Origin of the sequence: Halobacillus litoralis (genome assembly GCF_009856355.1) — a bacterium.
GTDB classification, from domain to species: Bacteria; Bacillota; Bacilli; order Bacillales; family Halobacillaceae; genus Halobacillus; species Halobacillus litoralis_B.
Genome location: NZ_WMEW01000003.1, coordinates 214,520 through 232,729, shown reverse-complemented (window position 1 = coordinate 232,729; position 18,210 = coordinate 214,520). Strand labels below are relative to the sequence as shown.

The window sequence follows — 18,210 nt, the reverse complement described above, 5'->3', positions numbered from 1 at the left end:
CGGTAAGGGTGCCGGCGGGAGTCATGCAGAACAGCGATTCCTCAAAAAAAGAAGAGTAATGACTGCTTTATAATGGTAATGAAAAGGAAGAAGGTCCTGCTTGTTCCCAAGTTTCATTTGGTGGCCGCGGCCGCCCCGTGTATAGTAGATATATCAGGATAAATCGTAAAGGAGTGATGGCCATGAAGACCATCGGTATTGATTTAGGAGGCACTAACCTCCGGGCAGGTGTCGTAGATGAAAAGGGAAGCATTCTTGTTGAGAAAAGCATCCGTACCGAAACGGATAAAGAGCCGGTTTATGTGATTCAGCAGATGAACGACATGATCAAGGAACTGATGGACAGCCATGACATTGCATCCATCGGAATCGGATCTCCAGGTCCACTGAACCCTCACGAAGGAAGAATTCTCAGCCCCCCAAATCTACCGGGGTGGGATGATGTTCCGCTTGTTGATGAAGTGCAGGCAGCCGTCGATATTCCGGTGTATCTCGACAATGACGCCAATGCGGCTGCACTCGCTGAGGCGAAATTCGGCGCTGGTCGTGGTCATAGCTCCAGTTACTACATAACGATCAGCACCGGGATCGGCGGTGGGTACGTCCTCGACGGGAAAATCGTTCAAGGGGCCCAGGGGTATGCCGGGGAAATCGGCAATATGATTTTAAAGCCGGACGGTCCGAGCTGGTCCAACCTGAACGCTGGTTCCTTTGAAGCGCTCGCTTCCGGAACGTCTATCGGAAGAGAAGGAAAAGCGCGCCTTGGTGTCGATGGCGGAGCGGAAGAAGTTTTCCGGAAAGTGAAGGAAGGACACGAAGGAGCGGCCATCATCATCGATGATACGATCACCTATTTAGCCATGGGCATTGCCAACCTCACTCACATTGTAAATCCTTCTGTGTTTGTTCTCGGAGGTGGAGTGATGCAGGCGGAAGATCTGCTGCTTGTTCCTCTGCGGGAACGTTTGAATGATTTTCTGTATCCGCAATTGAGGAATCAGGTGAAACTTGAGCCGGCGGAACTGGGAACGAAATCAGGGTTGATTGGAGCAGCTCTTTTAGGTCGGACAGAAGCGCTTTAAAAATCGGTGGTAATGTAACAGTCCCATAGGAATAGGGGCTGACGCTCAGAAAACCGTTTTTCTCCTAAATAAAACAGGCATCTGATGAATTTCAGATGCCTGTTTTTTATAGGTCTCCAGTCAAAAATTGAGCTTTCCCGCCGCCGAAGCTCCAATCTTCGTCTCCATTTACGGAGATGGAGATCATTAAGTCCTCAGATGTAATGCCGAATTGTTCATCGAGAGCATGAGCCAGGTTTTCATAAAAAGAGGTCACCTGTTTCTTTGTCCGCTTTCTCGAAATCATATGGATCAGTAGGAATTTTTCGGATCGTGTAAAACCTAGACCTGTATCCTCCATGATCATCTGGTATGGTTTATGTTCGTGCACCACTTGATAGCGGTCTCTTTCTGGTACTTCAAAAGCATTGACCATCACTTCATGGGTAACGTCCAGCAGCTCCTTCACTTCCTGTTCTGTTCTTCCTTCATACATATGGAATTTCAATAATGGCACAATGACCCTCTCCTTTATACAGTAATCAGCGTTTTATTCGCTTTTTGAATCTCTTCGGCATAGGACGTATCCACGCTGCTGTCGGTAACGATGGTGTTCACACCCTGCAGGTTGCAGTAGGTGAACAAGGAGCTTTTTCCAAATTTCGTAGAGTCAATCAGCAGGTATACTTCATTGGCTCGGTCACAGACCTCTTTTTTAATGCGGTTTTCCAGAAGGTCTGAGTTGGAGGCTCCGTTATTGATGGAAAATGCTGTTGCGGACATGAATGCCTTATTGATGTTGAATTTGGTAATTGTCTGTTCATCAGTAATTCCCGTGAAGGATTTGGTTGAGCGTTTGTACGTTTCCCCGATGATCATAACGTTCACATTAGGGAAAATGACCGCTTTATTGATGACTTCAAGGCTGTTCGTGATCAGAGTGAACTCCATGTCTGACGGCAGTTCATCTAATATGAAGTGGGTGGTCGTCCCGGAATCGATGTAGACGATGTCGTGCTGCTCGATATACTGGCAGCAGTAGCGGCCGATCCTTTTCTTCTCGGCAAGCCGGTTGATATTTCTTACTTCATACGTGGTCGTTGTCGAAGTGTTTTTGTTGTAAACGACACCGCCGTATACTTTTTTGATCTTTCCAGCCTTGGTCAGTTCATTGATATCCCGGCGGATCGTATTGAGGGAAACATCAAAGTAGTCTTTTAATTCCTCTAAAGAGGCCTCTTGTTTCTGCTCTAAATATTCTTCAATCTGGTTGATTCTCTTTACCTTCATCCAATCACCTCCTCGTGTATGTGTGGTCTGATAGGTGTTCTTCCAAAACTAGTGTATCATGTTTTGTTTTATTTATACATATATTTTGGATAAGTTACTCAAAAAATAACCAAAATTTAATTAAGACTTGACTAATTTTGCGAATATTTATAGAATTAAACCAGAAGTTATCCAAAGTGTTTGAAAACGATTACCAAGGAGGAGAGAAAATGGCAGAAGTAACGACAGTAAAAACTTTGAAGAACTACATTAACGGTGAATGGGTGGAAAGTGAGAGTACGGACACCCTTGATGTGTACAACCCGGCAACAAAAGAAGTGATGGCAAAAGCACCACTTTCTACACGCAGCGAACTGGATGAAGCGGCAAGAACAGCGCAGGAAGCTTTTGAGGATTGGAAGGAGACAGCCGTACCGAAACGCGCACGGATCTTATTTAAGTTTCAGCAGCTGTTGATCGATAACAAACAAGAACTGGCTGAAATCATTACAAAAGAAAACGGCAAAAGCTTGAAGGAGTCTCTTGGTGAAGTTCAGCGCGGGATTGAGAACGTGGAATTTGCTGCAGGAGCTCCGACATTAATGATGGGCGATTCCCTTCCTTCCATTGCGACGGATATTGAAGGAACGAACTACCGATATCCGGTCGGTGTCGTCGGAGGCATTACACCGTTCAACTTCCCGATGATGGTCCCTTGCTGGATGTTCCCGATGGCCATCGCAACAGGTAATACTTTCGTTTTGAAGCCATCAGAAAAAACACCGCTGTTGATTGAGAAAATTGTAACTCTGCTTGAAGAAGCAGGACTTCCAAAAGGCGTATTCAATGTTGTCAACGGTGCCCACGATGTCGTGAACGGCATTTTAGAAAACGAACACATTAAAGCGATTTCATTTGTCGGATCCAAACCTGTAGGTGAATATGTCTACAAAAAAGGAACCGATAACCTGAAACGCGTTCAGGCGCTGACTGGTGCGAAGAACCATACCATCGTATTGAACGATGCCAACGTTGATCAGGCCGTTAAGGAAGTCATCGGAGCCGCTTTCGGTTCTGCCGGCGAGCGCTGCATGGCAGCTGCTGTCATTGCAGTCGAAGAAGGCATTTACGATACATTTATCCAGAAATTAAAAACGGAAGCAGAAAATATTCAAATGGGGAATGGCCTTGATGATGGCGTCTTCCTGGGGCCTGTCATCCGTGAGGAGAACAAGGAACGGACGCTTCAATATATCAATCAGGGAGAAGAAGAAGGTGCGAAGCTTGCCCTGGATGGTCGTGACCGCTGCTCAGATGATGGCTACTTCGTCGGTCCAACGATTTTTGAAGATGTCACAACAGATATGAAGATCTGGCAGGATGAAATCTTCGCTCCCGTACTTTCTGTCATGAAAGTTAAAAACTTGAAAGACGGTATCCGCACAGCCAACCAATCAGAATTTGCGAACGGTGCCTGCTTGTTCAGTGACAGTGCTTCAAGCATCCGCTACTTCCGTGAAAATATTGATGCGGGAATGCTCGGCATCAACCTTGGTGTACCAGCGCCGATGGCGATTTTCCCATTCTCCGGATGGAAGTCCTCTTTCTTCGGATCTCTGCATGCCAATGGGAAAGACGGCGTCGAGTTTTATACGCGTAAGAAAGTCGTTACCGCGCGTCACCTGAAACCTCAATTCGAAGGGGAGGAGTAAGCGATGGCGGACCTGTTGTATAAACGTAGAGAATTGAAGTTATCTGAAGGCGTTACGTTAATTCAAGACTTAAACAAGGAAGCGACAGGTCTTGAATACGTACAGTTTAAGGTCATTGAAATGGAGGAGGGCGCACGTTATGCGGAAACGCTGGAAAGCACCGAGTTGTGCGCCGTCGTCCTGACGGGGAATGTCGATGTAACCGTTGAGGAAAAAGTCTACAGCGAACTTGGTACACGCGAAACGGTTTTTGAGAAGAAACCGACAGACAGCATTTACATTCCGTCTTCGAAAAGCTTCCATGTTGAGGCTAATCAACCGGCAAAGCTTGCGTTATGTTACTCCAACTCCACGAAAATGAAGGACACGAAGGTAATTCGGGCAGCCGATAATGATATTGAACACCGAGGGCAGTATTCCAACAAGCGTCTGGTTCATAACATTCTGCCGGACTACGTCGATATCCCTGAGAACCTGCTCGTCGTTGAAGTCTATACGGAAAGTGGAAACTTTTCCAGCTATCCTCCACACAAACACGATCAGGACAACCTCCCCGAAGAATCTTTCTTGGAGGAAACCTATTACCATGAAATCGATCCTGAGCAGGGGTTTGTCTTCCAGCGGGTCTATACCGATGACCGCAGCCTCGATGAAACGATGGCTGTCGAACACCAGGACTGCGTGTCCGTTCCGAAAGGGTACCATCCTGTAGGTGTTCCTGATGGTTATGACTTATATTATTTGAACGTTATGGCTGGACCGAAACGGAAATGGAAGTTTCATAATGATAAAGACCACGAATGGATATTGGAGAGGGATTGATTATGAAAAAACTAGATATTATCACGTTCGGAAGAGCAGCCGTTGATTTGAATGCCGTTGAGTATAATATGCCGATGGAAGAAACAATGACCTTTAAGAAGTATGTCGGAGGATCACCGGCGAACATTGCGATTGGTACATCGAAGCTCGGTTTAAAGGCCGGCATGATCGCTAAAGTTTCAGATGATCAGCACGGAAATTTTGTTATTGATTATATGAACAAAGTCGGCGTAGAAACGTCTTCGATAAAAAAAGATACCGAAGGCCGTAAAATCGGTCTTACGTTTACAGAAATCAAGAGTCCTGAAGAGTGCAGCATCCTTATGTACCGCGATCAGGCAGCTGATCTGTACTTGAGTGTTGATGATTTTGATGAGGATTACATCAAAAGCGCGGAAACCCTTCTCATCTCGGGAACGGCACTCAGTCAATCTCCGTCCAGGGAAGCCGCTCTTCATGCCATGGATATTGCGAAAAAGAACGGGGTGGAAGTAATCTTCGAATTGGATTACCGCCCTTATACGTGGAAAAGTGAGGCGGAAACATCCGTCTATATGACTCTTGCTGCCCGCTCCGCAGATATCGTTATTGGAACGCGTGACGAATTCAACGTTCTGGAGAATTCCGAGGGGAACTCTGACAAAGAATCTGTGCAGCAGTTGTTCAACTATTCACCTCATCTCGTCGTCGTCAAGCACGGAGTCAAGGGTTCCAAGGCCTTTACGAGAGATGGGGAAGTCATTGAAGGAGACATTTATAAGACACAGGTATTGAAGACCTTCGGCGCCGGGGATTCCTTCGCTTCCGGTTTCATTTATGCTCTGAAAAAGGAGAAAGGCATTCAGGAAGCGCTGAAATACGGAAGCGCTGCGGCATCCATCGTTGTTTCCAAACACAGTTCCTCTGATGCTATGCCGACAGTTGAAGAGATTGAACAGTTGATTCATAGTCAGGAAGGGTGAAACGAGCATGACAGAGAAAGTGAAACTTACAACCTCACAGGCACTCGTGAAATTCTTAAATAACCAATACATCCACTTCGACGGTGAAGAAACACCTTTCGTCGAAGGGGTGTTCAATATATTTGGTCACGGAAATGTTTTGGGCATCGGCCAGGCCCTGCAGGAGGATCCGGGACATTTGAATGTGATCCAGGGAAAAAATGAGCAGGGTATGGCGCATGCGGCCGCTGCTTTTTCCAAGGAGCATTTCAGAAGAAAGATTTATGCGGTGACATCATCCGTAGGTCCTGGTTCCGCCAACTTAGTGACAGCCAGTGCGACCGCCCTTGCGAATAATCTTCCTGTTTTATTCCTTCCGGGCGATACGTTCGCAAGCCGTCAGCCTGACCCCGTACTGCAGCAGATTGAGCAGCTGCACAGCCACAGCATCACGACCAACGATGCTCTGAAGCCTGTATCCCGCTACTGGGATAGAATTGAGCGTCCGGAACAGCTGATGTCTGCTTTACTCCGAGCGTTTGAAGTTCTGACAAATCCGGAAACCGCCGGGCCTGTCACATTGTCGATCGCCCAGGATGTTGAAGGGGAGACGTTTGAATACGAAAAAGCCTTCTTTAAAAAGCGGGTCCATTACGTCGACCGTATCCTTCCATCCGAAGCGGCACTCCAGCGTGCGGTGGACGAAATTCAGAAAGCTGAAAAGCCCCTGATCGTCGTAGGTGGTGGAGCAAAATACTCTCTTTCAGGGGAGGCGATTGCTGCTTTTTCTGATAAGTATGGAGTGGCACTTGCGGAAACGCAGGCAGGAAAGTCAACGGTTTCCTCAGAGCACCGCTTCAACATGGGAGGACTTGGCGTAACCGGGACGCTGGCAGCCAACAAAGCGGCTAAAGAATCCGATTTGATTATCGGGATCGGAACGCGCTACACCGACTTTACCTCGTCTTCAAAAACCGCATTTAATTTTGACGAATCTACGTTCATTAATATTAACGTCAGCCGGATGCAGACCTATAAAATGGATGCGCACCAGCTTGTCGGCGATGCAAAAGCGACTGTAGAAAAGCTCGACAGCATGCTTGAGGGTTATGAGAGCGGTTTTTCAGGATTGCTCGAGCAGTATAAAATAGAATGGAAAGAGGAACGTCAGCGTCTGGCAGACATTCAAGTGAAGCTGGGTGATGACAGTTATCAGCCTGAGATTCAGGACGAATTTGGTCGTGAGAAGCTGAAATCGTATGCGGAAGCTCTGGATACGACATATGCGCAGACATCTGCCTTGATCAAAGTCAATGAACTGGTGGATCCGTCCAGCTATGTTGTTACTTCCGCAGGTTCCCTGCCTGGAGATATGCACCGGTTGTGGAATCCGTCTGTAGCCAATACGTATCACGTTGAGTACGGATATTCAGCCATGGGGTATGAGATTGCCGGGAGTCTTGGCGTGAAACTGGCCCATCCAGATAAGGAAGTTTACAGCTTTGTCGGGGATGGCAGCTTTCTAATGCTGCACACAGAAATGGTGACGGCACTCCAGTACGGACAGAAATTGAACATTGTTTTGTTTGATAACTCCGGATATGGCTGCATCAACAATCTGCAGATGGGGCACGGAAGTGACAGTTACTGCACGGAATTCACAAAGTCCGACGGCAGCGTGCTTGCTGTTGATTATGCCAAAGTAGCGGAGGGGTATGGATTTGATACCTTTACAGCTTCCAATGAGGCAGAGCTTGAAGACGCCGTGAGAAAATCTAAAGAAACGGACAACTCTACGCTTATTCATATCCGGGTACTTCCTAAAACGATGACGGATGGATACGAAAGCTTTTGGAACGTCGGCATTTCTGAGCATTCCACGAACGAGCGGGTGAACGAAAAAGCCGAGGAAGTGATCGGTATCCGGATGAAAGCCAGGCAGTATTAAGAGAAAACGTGGGGCTGTGCCTCAATCATATGCATATGAGTGTCGCTGGATTAAGCCTTCAAGGCTTGATCCAAGACGACAACATATAACTTATAGGGATATGAATTGCCCTCTTTTAACTTAGAGCCTACATAGATGAAAGACGGCTTTCGACTGAGGTTCCAGCCATATGAAGAGGCAGGGGAGGACCAGCGTTTTTCGAAGAGAGTGTGAACTTTAAACTTTTATATTAAGGAGGTCGGAAAATGGGAAACCAAATCAAACTGGGGTGTGCACCAATTGCCTGGACGAATGATGATATGCCTGAGCTTGGGAGAAACAATTCCTTTGAGCAGTGTATCAGCGAAATGGCACTTGCCGGATATACGGGAACAGAAATTGGTAACAAATATCCCCGTGACCCTGAAGTGTTGAAGCATTATTTGGATATCCGGGGCCTTGAAGTAGCCAGTGCCTGGTTCAGTTCCTTTTTAACAACACAGCCGTTGGAAGAAGTGAAAGCTGATTTCATCGAGCACCGGGATTTTCTCTATGCTATGGGGGCTGAAGTTATTGTCGTGTCTGAGCAGGGGAGCAGCATTCAAGGTCAGGTGGATACCCCGCTTTTTGCAGAAAAGCCTGTTTTTAATGAAAAAGAATGGAAGCGTTTTACTGATGGGTTGGAAGCACTTGGCGAACTGGCAGCCGAGAAGGGAATGTCCATCGTTTACCATCACCATATGGGGACCGGCGTGCAGACGACAGAGGAAATTGACCAGCTGATGTCCTCTACGGATCCGGATAAAGTCAGCCTGCTGTTTGATACCGGCCATCTCGTTTTTTCAGGCGAAGATCCTCTTGAAATTCTTGAGAAGTATTTTGACCGCATTAAACACGTCCACTTCAAAGATATACGGAGAAATATCGCTGCGGCAGTACGAAGAGAACAAGACAGCTTTCTGACAGGAGTGAAAAAGGGGGCTTTCACGGTACCCGGGGACGGCATGATTGATTTCGCTCCCATTATGAACTATCTGACACGCCACCACTACAGTGGGTGGATCGTTGTAGAAGCAGAGCAGGACCCGGATGTATGCAATGCTTTTGAATATGCTTTAAAAGCGAAGCGGTACATTGACGAAATACTTCAAAAGGGTAAGGTTCGATGACTGGTATGTCTTTTTTATAAGCCGGCAGTCTTAGCATCTTTAATTGAAGGGGAGTACACGATGAAAAAAGTAACGGTTGGTATCATCGGTGCAGGACGTATCGGGAAGCTGCACATTGATAATCTTAGGAAAAATCCTTATGTCCGCTTGAAGAAAGTCTCAGACCTTTTCACAGACCAGCTGATGGACTGGTTTGAAACGAGCGGAGTGGAAGAAATGACAAAGGATTACGATGATATTTTTCAAGATCAGGAAATTGATGCGGTCTTTATCTGTTCGCCTACAAGCACTCATGCGGATTTAATTAAACGGGCGGCTCAGCACAATAAACATATTTTTTGTGAGAAGCCGGTCAGCTTCAGTGACGAGGAAACGTTAGAAGCTTACGAGGAAGTCCGGAAGGCGGGCGTTCACTTTCAAGTCGGGTTCAATCGACGGTTTGACAATAATTTTTCTGAGCTGAAAGCACGGGTCGAGCGCAGGGATATCGGAGATGTACATGTTCTGAAGATTACTTCTAGAGATCTGAACCCACCCCACCTTGATTATATTACTTCTTCCGGCGGACTTTTTATGGATATGACAATTCATGACTTCGATATGGCGAGACACCTGGTTGGTGAAGAAGTTGTGGAGGTGTATGCCAAAGGCGGCAACCTTGTCGACCCAGCCATCGGTCAAAAAGGGGATATTGACACCGCCATTGTCACCTTGACCTTTGCCAATGGAGCTTTAGGCGTCATTGATAACAGCCGGGAAGCGGTATACGGTTATGATCAGCGAATTGAAATATTCGGAAACGGCGGCGCCCTTGTGGCCGACAATCAGACGTCGACAAACTTGAAGTATTACCACTCCGGTACGGTGGAGTCAGATAAGCCGCTGCCATTCTTTTTAGAAAGGTATAATGAGTCGTTCATCCATGAAACGGAACAGTTTATTGCAAGTATTCTTCAAGACCGTCCGACAGGCGTTCAATTCGAGGACGGTATTATGGCGCAGCGGATTGCACGGGCGGCGCAGGAATCCTATGAGACGGGAAAACCGGTTCAAGTCAATTATGAAATTGGGCGATCCTATGTATAACATTTTAGATGACGCTTTAGAAAACAATTACGCCGTTCCTCAGTTCAACATGAATGGCTGGATCTGGCTTGAGGCCATTTTAAAAACTGCAGAAGCGTGCCGGGCTCCGGTCATTGTGGGGACGACAGATAAAATCGTCGATCAAATAGGAGGATTCCGTCTGCTGTCTGAATCCTTTTCGATTATGAAAGAAGAAATCGGCCTGACGGTTCCGGCTGTTCTTCATCTCGATCACGGTCAGACCGTGGAGCGCTGCATGGAAGCCGTCGATGCCGGCTATGATTCTGTCATGTATGACGGCTCCAAACTTTCCATTGAGGAAAATGTGGAGAATACGAAGAAGGTGGTCTCCTACGCTCATAAGCATGGGGTGACGGTTGAAGCGGAAGTCGGCAGCGTCGGAGGTACAGAAGATGGCATTTACAGCGATCTATTGTACGCCGATTTGAATGAATGCCGTACATTAATAGAAGAAACGGGTGTCGACAGCCTTGCCCCGGCTCTCGGTTCTGTGCACGGAAAGTACAACGGTGAGCCGAATCTTGGATTCGAGGAAATGGCCGCGCTTCGTGAATCGACCCCTGTGCCTTTCGTCCTTCACGGAGCCTCGGGTATCAGTAATGAAGATCTGGGCAGGGCCATCAGCTACGGCCATGCGAAAATTAACTACAACACGGAGTTGAACATTGCCTGGTCACAGGCGACGCGTCGAATATTGGAAGGCAATGTAGATCTTTATGCCCCGATGGAAATCTTGAAACCGGGAAAAGAAGCCCTGAAGGAAACAGTGGCCACCGTCCTCAGGCGGACAGGTGCTTACCACCAGGTGAAATAACTTAGAGATTGTGTTCTAAAAGGGGAAGGCTGTCGAGAGAATTATCGACAGCCTTTTTTTATTTACATGATCCATCGATCTTCTCTTGCTTTCCAGCCTGTCTCATAGTACTCTTGTGGTCTATTGAAGGGAGTGGAAGACCATGGAAAAGGTGGTCATCTTAGCTGAAAAACCCTCGCAGGCAAAAGCCTATGCCGAGGCCTTTACCGTGCAAAATAAAACGAAAACCTATATACAATTAAAACCTGACCATACGTTCCCGGATGGAGCGGTCATTACGTGGGGGGTCGGCCATTTAGTTGAGCTGAAGGAGCCCCACGATTATAAGCCCGAATGGAAAAAGTGGAAGCTGGATCAGCTGCCGATCGTTCCGGACCGGTACCTTGAAAAAGTGTCCAAAGGGAAATGGGATCAGTTCCAAGCCGTCAAAAAACTGTTCCAAAGCGCTGATGTCATCATCAATGCTGCGGACGTCGACCGGGAAGGCTCCAACATTTTCTACAGCATCCTCCGCCTTACGGGTGTGAAAAACAAGCCTGTCAAAAGACTTTGGATCAACTCCCTCGAGCGGGACGAAGTGCGCAAAGGATTTCAAAACCTGCAGGCCAATGATAAGGATCTGCGAATGTTCGAAGAAGCCAAAGCCCGGCAGATTAGTGACTGGCTGGTCGGGATCAATGCCAGCCGATTGTTTACCCTGCTGCTGCAGAAAAAGGGTTTTGGCAGCTACTTGTCGATAGGACGCGTCCAGTCCCCGACCGTGTATTTGATCTACCAGCGTCATAAGGAAATTGAAAGCTTTGTCTCTGAACCCTTTTACCAGATTGAAGGTCAGTTCCAGGCGGAGAAAGGCTCTTATAAAGGGCTGGCTGAAATCAAGGAGAAGGACAAGGCGAAGGTTCAGGCCTTGATGGATGAGTACGGTTTAAAGGAGAATGAACCGCTGTCTGGTGTTGTGGAAAATGTTGATAAAAAGACGAAATACATCAAATCACCTAAGCTTCATTCGCTATCCACGCTGCAGAGTGTCGCGAACCGGCGTTGGAAGTATACACCATCCCATGTATTGAAAACGATGCAGAAGCTGTATGAGAAAAAACTCGTCACCTATCCACGTACGGACTGTAATTTCATAACAGAAAGTGAATTTTCCTACCTGGTAAAAAATCTCGAAGGGTATCAAAAGACGTTGAATGTCTCTTTTACTCCGGTTTCCAAGAAGCCGAAAAAGCGGTACGTGGACAGCAGCAAGGTACAGGAGCACTATGCGATCATACCGACGAAATCCGTACCGACAGAGAAAAAACTGAGCGGCCTGAGCCGTGATGAGCAGAACATTTACAATGAGGTGCTTGCAACGACGCTTGCCATGTTCCATACCGATTACATTTATGAAGAAACCACCCTTTACACACACGTAAAAGAACTGCCGTTTAAAACGACCGGAAAGCTGGACGTCAGCCAGGGGTGGAAGGAGCTGTTTCCGAAGCCGGCCAAAGCGAAGGAAAAGGAACCCCTCCTCCCTGAAGTCCACCAAGGAGAAGAAGTTGGGGCTGAGCTTCATATCAAAGAAAGTATGACACAGCCTCCAAAGCCGTACACTGAAGGTCAGCTGATCAATATGATGAAGACATGCGGAAAATTGATGGATGATGAAGGGGACGTTGAAATTCTTAAAGAAGTCGAAGGTCTGGGAACTGAAGCGACGCGTTCAAGCATCATTGAGACTATCAAAGCGCAGAATTATATTGAAGTGAAGAAGAATAACGTCTATGTAACGGAAAAAGGCAAGATGCTCTGTGAAGCCATCGAAGGCACACTGTTGTCGAGTCCATCCCTTACGGCTAAGTGGGAGACGTATTTGAAGAAAATCGGCAGCGGTGAAGGCTCCAGACAGGTGTTTCTTAAGCAGACCGGCCAATTTATAGAAAAACTCATTCAGGAGACCCCGGAGGCTCTGCAGAAGGTGGAAGTCCGCAGTACCGGGGAAAAGACATCCCGGGGCAGCAGCAAAGAACCGATTGCAAAATGTCCATCCTGTCAGTCTGGTGAAATTATGGACCGGTATAAGTTTTATGGCTGTTCCAATTACAAGGAAGGCTGTAAGGTGACTTTTCCGAAGAAGCTTGCCGGCAAGACTCTGACAAGAAATATGATAAAGACGCTTTGTGAGAAGAAGAAAACGAAGGTCCTCAAAGGATTTAAGGGAAAAAAGCCGTTCAGCACAGCCTTGAAACTGGATGAGAACTTCAGTATCAAGTTTGACTTTGAGAGCAGAAATAAGCAGACCACATAAAAAGGAGTTCCGTCTGAGGACTCCTTTTTATATTCGTGTAGAAACTCAATCCCCCGTTGTATCTCTCCTGCATAGGTTTTAGTTTCAATGGCTGTGGTCATGATTTAGGTGAACCGTTGAGATGGAGTGTATTTGTTGAATTTTTGTAAAATAAACAGGAGAATAATGAGTAGGGATTTCATGATGTGGTGATAGTTAAGAAAATGGATCAGGAAACGGTAGGAAGAAAAACAGCGGAGACCGGCTCTGTATGCCGGAATACGGATTCATAGTGGAAAGTGAGTGGTCATGATGAAAAGATTCGGTGTATTAACAAGTGGAGCAGATGCTCCGGGAATGAATGCAGCCATCCGGGCTGTTGTCCGTTCCGGTATTTATTACGGTGTAGATATGCTTGGAATCCAATACGGCTTCCAGGGCCTTATAGATGGAAAAATCGAGAAGATGGATGCCGCATCTGTCGGATCGATCATGCAGCGGGGCGGAACGATTCTCCAGTCCTCTCCTTCGGATGCTGTTTTCACAGACGAAGGAAAAGAAAGCGCCCTGCAGACGATCAAGGATCATGGAATCGATTCCCTTATCGTCATCGGAGGGAAAGAAGCGGTGCAGGCAGCGGCTGTCCTGGAGGAATCAGGGGTACCGACCGCTGCCATTCCGGCCACGATCGATTCAGATATCCCAGGTGTTTCCGAAGTCATCGGTTTTGATACAGCTCTGAATACGGTGATGGATTATATTGATCGGATCCGGGACACCGCTTCCTCTCATGAAAAATCATCGATTATCGAAGTCATGGGACGGGATACCGGAAACCTTGCCTTGTGGTCCGGCCTGGCCGGCGGGGCAGAAAACATTCTGATTCCTGAGAAGAAAGAGGATCTGGATTCCATCGTCGAGCAGATTAAGCAGGGGCCGTCCCGGAGCAAGCGTTACAGCATTGTCGTTGTTGCAGAAGGCAGTGTGAGTGGAATTGATCTTAATGAGCGGCTGAAGCAGGAGGCGGGAATCGAATCCCGTGTCACTGTTCTCGGACATACCCAGCGCGGAGGTGCCCCGACAGCGGCGGATCGAATCCTTGCCAGCCGTCTTGGTGCCTATGCGGTCGAACAGCTGATGAATGAAAAATCGGGTGTAGTCGTCACTCTGAAAGACAATCAGCCTGAGGCCTTTTCCTATCATGCTGTTCATGAACAGGCGGTGCAGGTGGATGAATACGTGTACAACTTATCCTCCCGTTTATCAATATAGTCATGAAGCTTCCATCTTAGAGATGGGAGCTTTTTTTGTGAAGACCGGTCCTCTTGAACGAACGCTGTGAAATTTGAAATGATGGAAACGTAAGGGGAAGTAGGGATACAATAGAACCATCCGGACTCATATTCAGTTGCTGAAACTGGTTCGAAATTTACTTTTTAAGGAGTTAATGATGAAACAAGTTGTGAAGATCCTGCTGATCATTGTCGGAAGTCTATCGCTTGGGCTGGGTATTCTTGGGATCGTCCTGCCGTTAATCCCGACGACTCCGTTTCTACTATTAACAGCGGCCTGTTATGTGCGGAGCTCTGATCGTCTGTACAACTGGCTGATGACCAACAAATGGTTTGGCAGTTATATACAAAATTATAAATCCGGACGGGGCCTCCCTATGAAAGCGAAAATCTCCATCCTGATCATGATTTGGTTTTCCTTTCTGTTTTCCGCCTTTTATATTGCTCCCAACCTGCTCATGAAGGCAGGGTTCATTTTTGGCGGGTGCTTTTTTACAGTAGTGATCTATCTGACAAAAACGTACAGGCCGGAAGAGGATCAATCCTGAATTTTCTATTCCGCCTTATAGAATGGTTGGAAACGTGGTAGGATGAGGACTGGTGTGAAAAACGCGTGCAAACATACAGGAGGTTATCATATGGATAATAACGATATATTGATCCGTCTGCGTTATGCCCTTGATATAAGGGACAGCGAAATGACGGAAATCTTCGAGCTCGGTGGCGAAGACCTGACGGTGGAAGAAGTCAAACTGGTGCTGACAAAAGTAGAGGAAGATGATGAGGAAGCTGTGGACGGTATGGATTACATTAAATGTACAAACAGCATGCTGGAATCTTTCCTGAATGGTTTGATCATTTATAAACGCGGCCCTCAAAAAACGAAAGACGGTGAAACCGTGAAGCCGGACCGTTCCATCAAAAACCGCTCCAGTGTGAATAACGTCATGATGAAAAAGGTGAAAATCGCCCTTCAGCTGAAAAATGAAGATGTGATCGACATCCTTGATGAAGCGGGTGTGACGATCAGCAAAGGCGAACTCGGTGCGATCCTAAGGAAAGAGGGGCACAAAAACTATAAGCCCTGCCTGGATAAGTTTGCCCGGAACTTCCTAAAAGGTCTGGCCATTAAGTATCGTACTTGAATTAAAAAATCGTCCGGATCAAACGAGGCCACTGAAAAAACTTCTTTCTATCAAGAGAAGTGGTTAAAGGTGATTGTTGATTCTCACGAATCGCTTGTCGATGGATGCTTGCCGCGGGCACGGCCTCAGCTAACTTGGTCAAGAAGATCATTTGACCAAGTGGATCTTCGGCTCGTGCTGTTCCCGCAGGCGTCACCATCGAACGCTCATCGTGAAATCAACTGTGTCCCATCTAAAAAGAGTGATGTTCTGTGATTTATAGAAGAACATCACTCTTTTTTCTTTTACAATCTAAAGAATACATGAAGACATGTATATGGGGCTGCCTCATCTTCGGTCTCGAAGGCATGCGCCTTCAAGGTGCCATGGCCATTTTTACAGCGAATGTGAAACGAATCGTGAAACTAATGAAGGAATAGAAAGGATAAAGTTAAAAAATCCTCAATTTTTCAGTGGCCTCGGATCAAACCGGACGATTTTTTTATATGGAAGACACGTGGACGGGATCGATGGTGCTTGTGAGCGGGTACTTCACCCGGAATTTACGATTGATGGCATGGATCAGTGTTCGTTTACCATCCTCCGACTTTATGACACCTTCTTCAATATCCTCATGTTCCATCTTCACTTCGAAATCGATATGGTGATGTTTATAATGAATTTTTCCAGAAACGACCATAGGAAAGAACCCCTCCTTATGTAGGTCTTTTTAAAGGGAAGTTCCCTTCGGGCCTCTTGGTAAAACCTGTCTTATCAACAGCCTGAAATCGTTTAAAGGGAACCCGGCTCATCAGGTTGACGTTCGCTTCCCTGCTTTCTGTTAATCTGAAATATCCAGGCTGCAGGCTTTCGATTCTTTGGTCAATCTTCATACACCTCGCATTCAATCGTGTCCATCTTATCCATGGCTTTTTTCATCCGTTCATATTTAACTTCATCGACCATATCCTGCATACGCTCGCCTGAGCTGACGAGCAGAAACTTCATGTCATGGGAAACTTCCCTCATGATCGGACGCAGGGTTCGTTTAATGACTGGAAAGACGGCGGATCCGGCGATGAAAACGACAGATCCCACGGCCGCTGTCTGGATAAATCGTAAGAACATGTGAGGCACCTCCATAATGATCGGTCTTGTCTTAAGGGTTGCCCCTGACTGCTGCCTTTATGCAAGGGAGCTGTGCGGTGGCTTTTATCATTTGATTTTCAGCAGGTGACGATGGTGGAAATTCCATATGAGTCCCTATATGAACAGTGAAGGTGCTGGGTCGTTTTCTTATGGGGGAAGGTTCCTACGTTTCTTTTTCATGAAAAGGGGATACATAAAGAGAGAGATACTTATCGATGAAAGGAATGGTTTTCCATGAAAGTACTTGTTGTAGGAGCAAACGGTCAGGTAGGAAAACATCTCGTACAGAAAATACAAAGTCATCATGATATAGAAGCGGTAGCTATGATTCGTAAAGAGGAGCAGGCTTCCTATTTCAAGGACCTTGGAGCAGAGACGGTGCTTGTCGACCTTGAAGATAACACAGAAAAAATGGCAGAAGCCTTCGATGATGTGGATGCGGTTGTCTTTACAGCAGGATCAGGACCGAATACAGGGCCGGATAAAACCGTAATGATCGATCTTGACGGAGCTGTGAAAACCATTGAAGCGGCCAAACAAAAGGGAGTCAACCGTTATGTGATGGTCAGTTCCTTTGATACGACACGTGAAGCGATTCAAGGAGCGCCGGCGTCCTTCGCTCCGTACGTCGTTGCGAAGCATTATGCGGACGACTGGCTGCGTCGTACGAACTTGAATTATACGATTGTCCACCCGGGCATCCTGACAAACGAAGATGGAACAGGTCAGGTGCAGGCAGCGGAAACCGTCGAGCGCGGTGAAATTTCCCGTGAGGATGTCGCTGGTGTCCTGCTTGCTGTACTTGAAAATGAATCAACGATTGGGAAAGAGTTTCAAGTTGTTGGTGGATCCACATCCATCAAGGATGCTGTGAACAAACTCTAAGCTTTCAAACCGGGACAGCCTGCTGATTCAGCAGGCTGTTCGTCTGTAGAAAAAATATATGTATGTCAGCGCAGTCCTCCGTTATTCGTGCAGCCGGCCACTTTCCGCTTCATGGTGGATGCTTGCCGCGGGCACGGCCTCAGCTAACTTGGACAGGAAATTCACCTGACCAAGTGGATCTTCGGCTCGTGCTGTTCCCGCAGGCGTCACCACCAAACGCTGCTCGTGACAGTAAATGATGAATGGAAAGAAGAGGATATCTTCTGTGCAACATACGGTATTTCTTTTTTATAAGAGCGCAGGAAGGATATGCTGTACCCCAACATGAGGTTTTGAACAAGAACCTCTCGTAAAGGTCGTGTACAGATACCGGCTCGGTGCCTATACTTGAGACGGATTTGTAAGAGGTAAGGGAAAGGCTTGTAGAGAACCCCCTGTTTATTTACAAGCTTTTTTTCTTCTTTACCGCCAGGAGCGTAAGCCCCTTCCCTTTCCGCGGACGAGCGCCCGAGCTTCCTCGCAAAACCCACGCTCGGCGATCTCGGCCCACTCGTTCTTCCGCAGGAGTGAAAGGGGCACCGCTCCTTGGGAATTCTTTAAAATCGAAAAGCCCTTCCTTTACCCAGCTCACCCTTGCTGGATGGAGGGCCGTCTTTTTCATAT

General features: G+C 47.0%; 19 protein-coding genes. 13 read left to right on the top strand and 6 right to left on the bottom strand.

What is annotated here, in order from left to right:
* Nucleotides 1-182: 182 nt before the first annotated feature.
* A complete protein-coding gene (locus tag GLV97_RS07195) occupies nucleotides 183-1,082 on the top strand; it encodes an ROK family protein (protein WP_237418585.1) in 900 nt (299 codons plus the stop codon).
* Nucleotides 1,083-1,188: 106 nt separating this feature from the next.
* On the opposite strand, the gene GLV97_RS07190 is transcribed toward GLV97_RS07195, so the two are convergent.
* Nucleotides 1,189-1,578 carry a tautomerase family protein gene (locus tag GLV97_RS07190; RefSeq protein WP_160839453.1) on the bottom strand — a complete coding sequence of 130 codons (390 nt, stop codon included), beginning with the start codon at nucleotides 1,576-1,578 and terminating at the stop codon, nucleotides 1,189-1,191.
* A 14-nt stretch (nucleotides 1,579-1,592) separates the two neighbouring features.
* Nucleotides 1,593-2,351 (bottom strand): DeoR/GlpR family DNA-binding transcription regulator, encoded by a 759-nt coding sequence (locus GLV97_RS07185; protein WP_160839451.1) that lies wholly within the window; start codon nucleotides 2,349-2,351, stop codon nucleotides 1,593-1,595.
* 209 nt (nucleotides 2,352-2,560) lie between these two features.
* Between GLV97_RS07185 and GLV97_RS07180 the strand changes: the two genes are divergently transcribed.
* The 11 genes from GLV97_RS07180 (at nucleotide 2,561) to GLV97_RS07130 (ending at nucleotide 15,534) form a co-directional block, all read left to right on the top strand.
* A complete protein-coding gene (locus tag GLV97_RS07180; RefSeq protein ID WP_160841256.1) occupies nucleotides 2,561-4,042 on the top strand; it encodes a CoA-acylating methylmalonate-semialdehyde dehydrogenase in 1,482 nt (493 codons plus the stop codon).
* 3 nt (nucleotides 4,043-4,045) lie between these two features.
* Nucleotides 4,046-4,864: a 5-deoxy-glucuronate isomerase gene (gene iolB, locus GLV97_RS07175; protein ID WP_160889394.1), complete on the top strand. Its 819-nt coding sequence runs from the start codon at nucleotides 4,046-4,048 to the stop codon at nucleotides 4,862-4,864.
* A gap of 2 nt (nucleotides 4,865-4,866) precedes the next feature.
* A complete protein-coding gene (iolC, locus tag GLV97_RS07170; RefSeq protein WP_160839445.1) occupies nucleotides 4,867-5,826 on the top strand; it encodes a 5-dehydro-2-deoxygluconokinase in 960 nt (319 codons plus the stop codon).
* A gap of 7 nt (nucleotides 5,827-5,833) precedes the next feature.
* The gene (iolD, locus tag GLV97_RS07165; protein ID WP_160889393.1) at nucleotides 5,834-7,753 is read left to right on the top strand and encodes a 3D-(3,5/4)-trihydroxycyclohexane-1,2-dione acylhydrolase (decyclizing); all 1,920 of its coding nucleotides are present in this window, start codon (nucleotides 5,834-5,836) and stop codon (nucleotides 7,751-7,753) included.
* Between the two features lie 245 nt (nucleotides 7,754-7,998).
* Nucleotides 7,999-8,901 carry a myo-inosose-2 dehydratase gene (iolE, locus tag GLV97_RS07160; protein ID WP_160839441.1) on the top strand — a complete coding sequence of 301 codons (903 nt, stop codon included), beginning with the start codon at nucleotides 7,999-8,001 and terminating at the stop codon, nucleotides 8,899-8,901.
* A gap of 60 nt (nucleotides 8,902-8,961) precedes the next feature.
* Nucleotides 8,962-9,987: an inositol 2-dehydrogenase gene (gene iolG, locus GLV97_RS07155; protein ID WP_160889392.1), complete on the top strand. Its 1,026-nt coding sequence runs from the start codon at nucleotides 8,962-8,964 to the stop codon at nucleotides 9,985-9,987.
* A complete protein-coding gene (locus tag GLV97_RS07150) occupies nucleotides 9,980-10,822 on the top strand; it encodes a class II fructose-bisphosphate aldolase (protein WP_160839437.1) in 843 nt (280 codons plus the stop codon). The genes iolG and GLV97_RS07150 overlap by 8 nt, the downstream gene beginning before the upstream one ends.
* Before the next feature lie 142 nt (nucleotides 10,823-10,964).
* Nucleotides 10,965-13,118 carry a type IA DNA topoisomerase gene (locus tag GLV97_RS07145; RefSeq protein WP_160889391.1) on the top strand — a complete coding sequence of 718 codons (2,154 nt, stop codon included), beginning with the start codon at nucleotides 10,965-10,967 and terminating at the stop codon, nucleotides 13,116-13,118.
* Nucleotides 13,119-13,409: 291 nt separating this feature from the next.
* Nucleotides 13,410-14,369 carry an ATP-dependent 6-phosphofructokinase gene (locus tag GLV97_RS07140; protein ID WP_160889419.1) on the top strand — a complete coding sequence of 320 codons (960 nt, stop codon included), beginning with the start codon at nucleotides 13,410-13,412 and terminating at the stop codon, nucleotides 14,367-14,369.
* Between the two features lie 178 nt (nucleotides 14,370-14,547).
* Nucleotides 14,548-14,937 (top strand): YbaN family protein, encoded by a 390-nt coding sequence (locus tag GLV97_RS07135; protein ID WP_160839433.1) that lies wholly within the window; start codon nucleotides 14,548-14,550, stop codon nucleotides 14,935-14,937.
* Between the two features lie 90 nt (nucleotides 14,938-15,027).
* Nucleotides 15,028-15,534: a DUF1456 family protein gene (locus GLV97_RS07130; protein WP_160839431.1), complete on the top strand. Its 507-nt coding sequence runs from the start codon at nucleotides 15,028-15,030 to the stop codon at nucleotides 15,532-15,534.
* 1 nt (nucleotide 15,535) lies between these two features.
* On the opposite strand, the gene GLV97_RS07125 is transcribed toward GLV97_RS07130, so the two are convergent.
* From GLV97_RS07125 to GLV97_RS07115, 3 genes are all read right to left on the bottom strand, one after another.
* The gene (locus GLV97_RS07125; protein WP_160889390.1) at nucleotides 15,536-15,733 is read right to left on the bottom strand and encodes a hypothetical protein; all 198 of its coding nucleotides are present in this window, start codon (nucleotides 15,731-15,733) and stop codon (nucleotides 15,536-15,538) included.
* Nucleotides 15,734-16,015: 282 nt separating this feature from the next.
* The gene (locus tag GLV97_RS07120; RefSeq protein WP_160839427.1) at nucleotides 16,016-16,213 is read right to left on the bottom strand and encodes a hypothetical protein; all 198 of its coding nucleotides are present in this window, start codon (nucleotides 16,211-16,213) and stop codon (nucleotides 16,016-16,018) included.
* Nucleotides 16,214-16,395: 182 nt separating this feature from the next.
* Nucleotides 16,396-16,641, bottom strand: coding sequence for a hypothetical protein (locus GLV97_RS07115; RefSeq protein WP_160839425.1), 246 nt, complete (start codon nucleotides 16,639-16,641; stop codon nucleotides 16,396-16,398).
* Between the two features lie 255 nt (nucleotides 16,642-16,896).
* Between GLV97_RS07115 and GLV97_RS07110 the strand changes: the two genes are divergently transcribed.
* Nucleotides 16,897-17,547: an SDR family oxidoreductase gene (locus GLV97_RS07110; RefSeq protein WP_160841264.1), complete on the top strand. Its 651-nt coding sequence runs from the start codon at nucleotides 16,897-16,899 to the stop codon at nucleotides 17,545-17,547.
* A gap of 81 nt (nucleotides 17,548-17,628) precedes the next feature.
* Here the strand turns inward: GLV97_RS07110 and GLV97_RS20135 are convergent, their stop codons facing one another.
* Complete coding sequence (locus GLV97_RS20135) at nucleotides 17,629-17,760, bottom strand: hypothetical protein (protein ID WP_272917330.1); 132 nt, start codon at nucleotides 17,758-17,760, stop codon at nucleotides 17,629-17,631.
* Nucleotides 17,761-18,210: the final 450 nt, after the last annotated feature.

Excerpts from the sequence above, each read along its gene's own strand:
- GLV97_RS07195 (WP_237418585.1), top strand. The coding sequence starts at position 183 with ATGAAGACCATCGGTATTGATTTAGGAGGCACTAACCTCCGGGCAGGT.
- GLV97_RS07145 (WP_160889391.1), top strand. The coding sequence starts at position 10,965 with ATGGAAAAGGTGGTCATCTTAGCTGAAAAACCCTCGCAGGCAAAAGCC.
- iolC (WP_160839445.1), top strand. The coding sequence starts at position 4,867 with ATGAAAAAACTAGATATTATCACGTTCGGAAGAGCAGCCGTTGATTTG.
- GLV97_RS07130 (WP_160839431.1), top strand. The coding sequence starts at position 15,028 with ATGGATAATAACGATATATTGATCCGTCTGCGTTATGCCCTTGATATA.
- GLV97_RS07115 (WP_160839425.1), bottom strand. The coding sequence starts at position 16,641 with ATGTTCTTACGATTTATCCAGACAGCGGCCGTGGGATCTGTCGTTTTC.
- iolE (WP_160839441.1), top strand. The coding sequence starts at position 7,999 with ATGGGAAACCAAATCAAACTGGGGTGTGCACCAATTGCCTGGACGAAT.
- GLV97_RS07180 (WP_160841256.1), top strand. The coding sequence starts at position 2,561 with ATGGCAGAAGTAACGACAGTAAAAACTTTGAAGAACTACATTAACGGT.
- GLV97_RS07125 (WP_160889390.1), bottom strand. The coding sequence starts at position 15,733 with ATGGTGACGCCTGCGGGAACAGCACGAGCCGAAGATCCACTTGGTCAA.
- GLV97_RS07150 (WP_160839437.1), top strand. The coding sequence starts at position 9,980 with ATGTATAACATTTTAGATGACGCTTTAGAAAACAATTACGCCGTTCCT.
- iolD (WP_160889393.1), top strand. The coding sequence starts at position 5,834 with ATGACAGAGAAAGTGAAACTTACAACCTCACAGGCACTCGTGAAATTC.
- GLV97_RS07135 (WP_160839433.1), top strand. The coding sequence starts at position 14,548 with ATGAAACAAGTTGTGAAGATCCTGCTGATCATTGTCGGAAGTCTATCG.
- iolB (WP_160889394.1), top strand. The coding sequence starts at position 4,046 with ATGGCGGACCTGTTGTATAAACGTAGAGAATTGAAGTTATCTGAAGGC.
- GLV97_RS07140 (WP_160889419.1), top strand. The coding sequence starts at position 13,410 with ATGAAAAGATTCGGTGTATTAACAAGTGGAGCAGATGCTCCGGGAATG.
- GLV97_RS07120 (WP_160839427.1), bottom strand. The coding sequence starts at position 16,213 with ATGGTCGTTTCTGGAAAAATTCATTATAAACATCACCATATCGATTTC.
- GLV97_RS07110 (WP_160841264.1), top strand. The coding sequence starts at position 16,897 with ATGAAAGTACTTGTTGTAGGAGCAAACGGTCAGGTAGGAAAACATCTC.
- GLV97_RS07185 (WP_160839451.1), bottom strand. The coding sequence starts at position 2,351 with ATGAAGGTAAAGAGAATCAACCAGATTGAAGAATATTTAGAGCAGAAA.
- iolG (WP_160889392.1), top strand. The coding sequence starts at position 8,962 with ATGAAAAAAGTAACGGTTGGTATCATCGGTGCAGGACGTATCGGGAAG.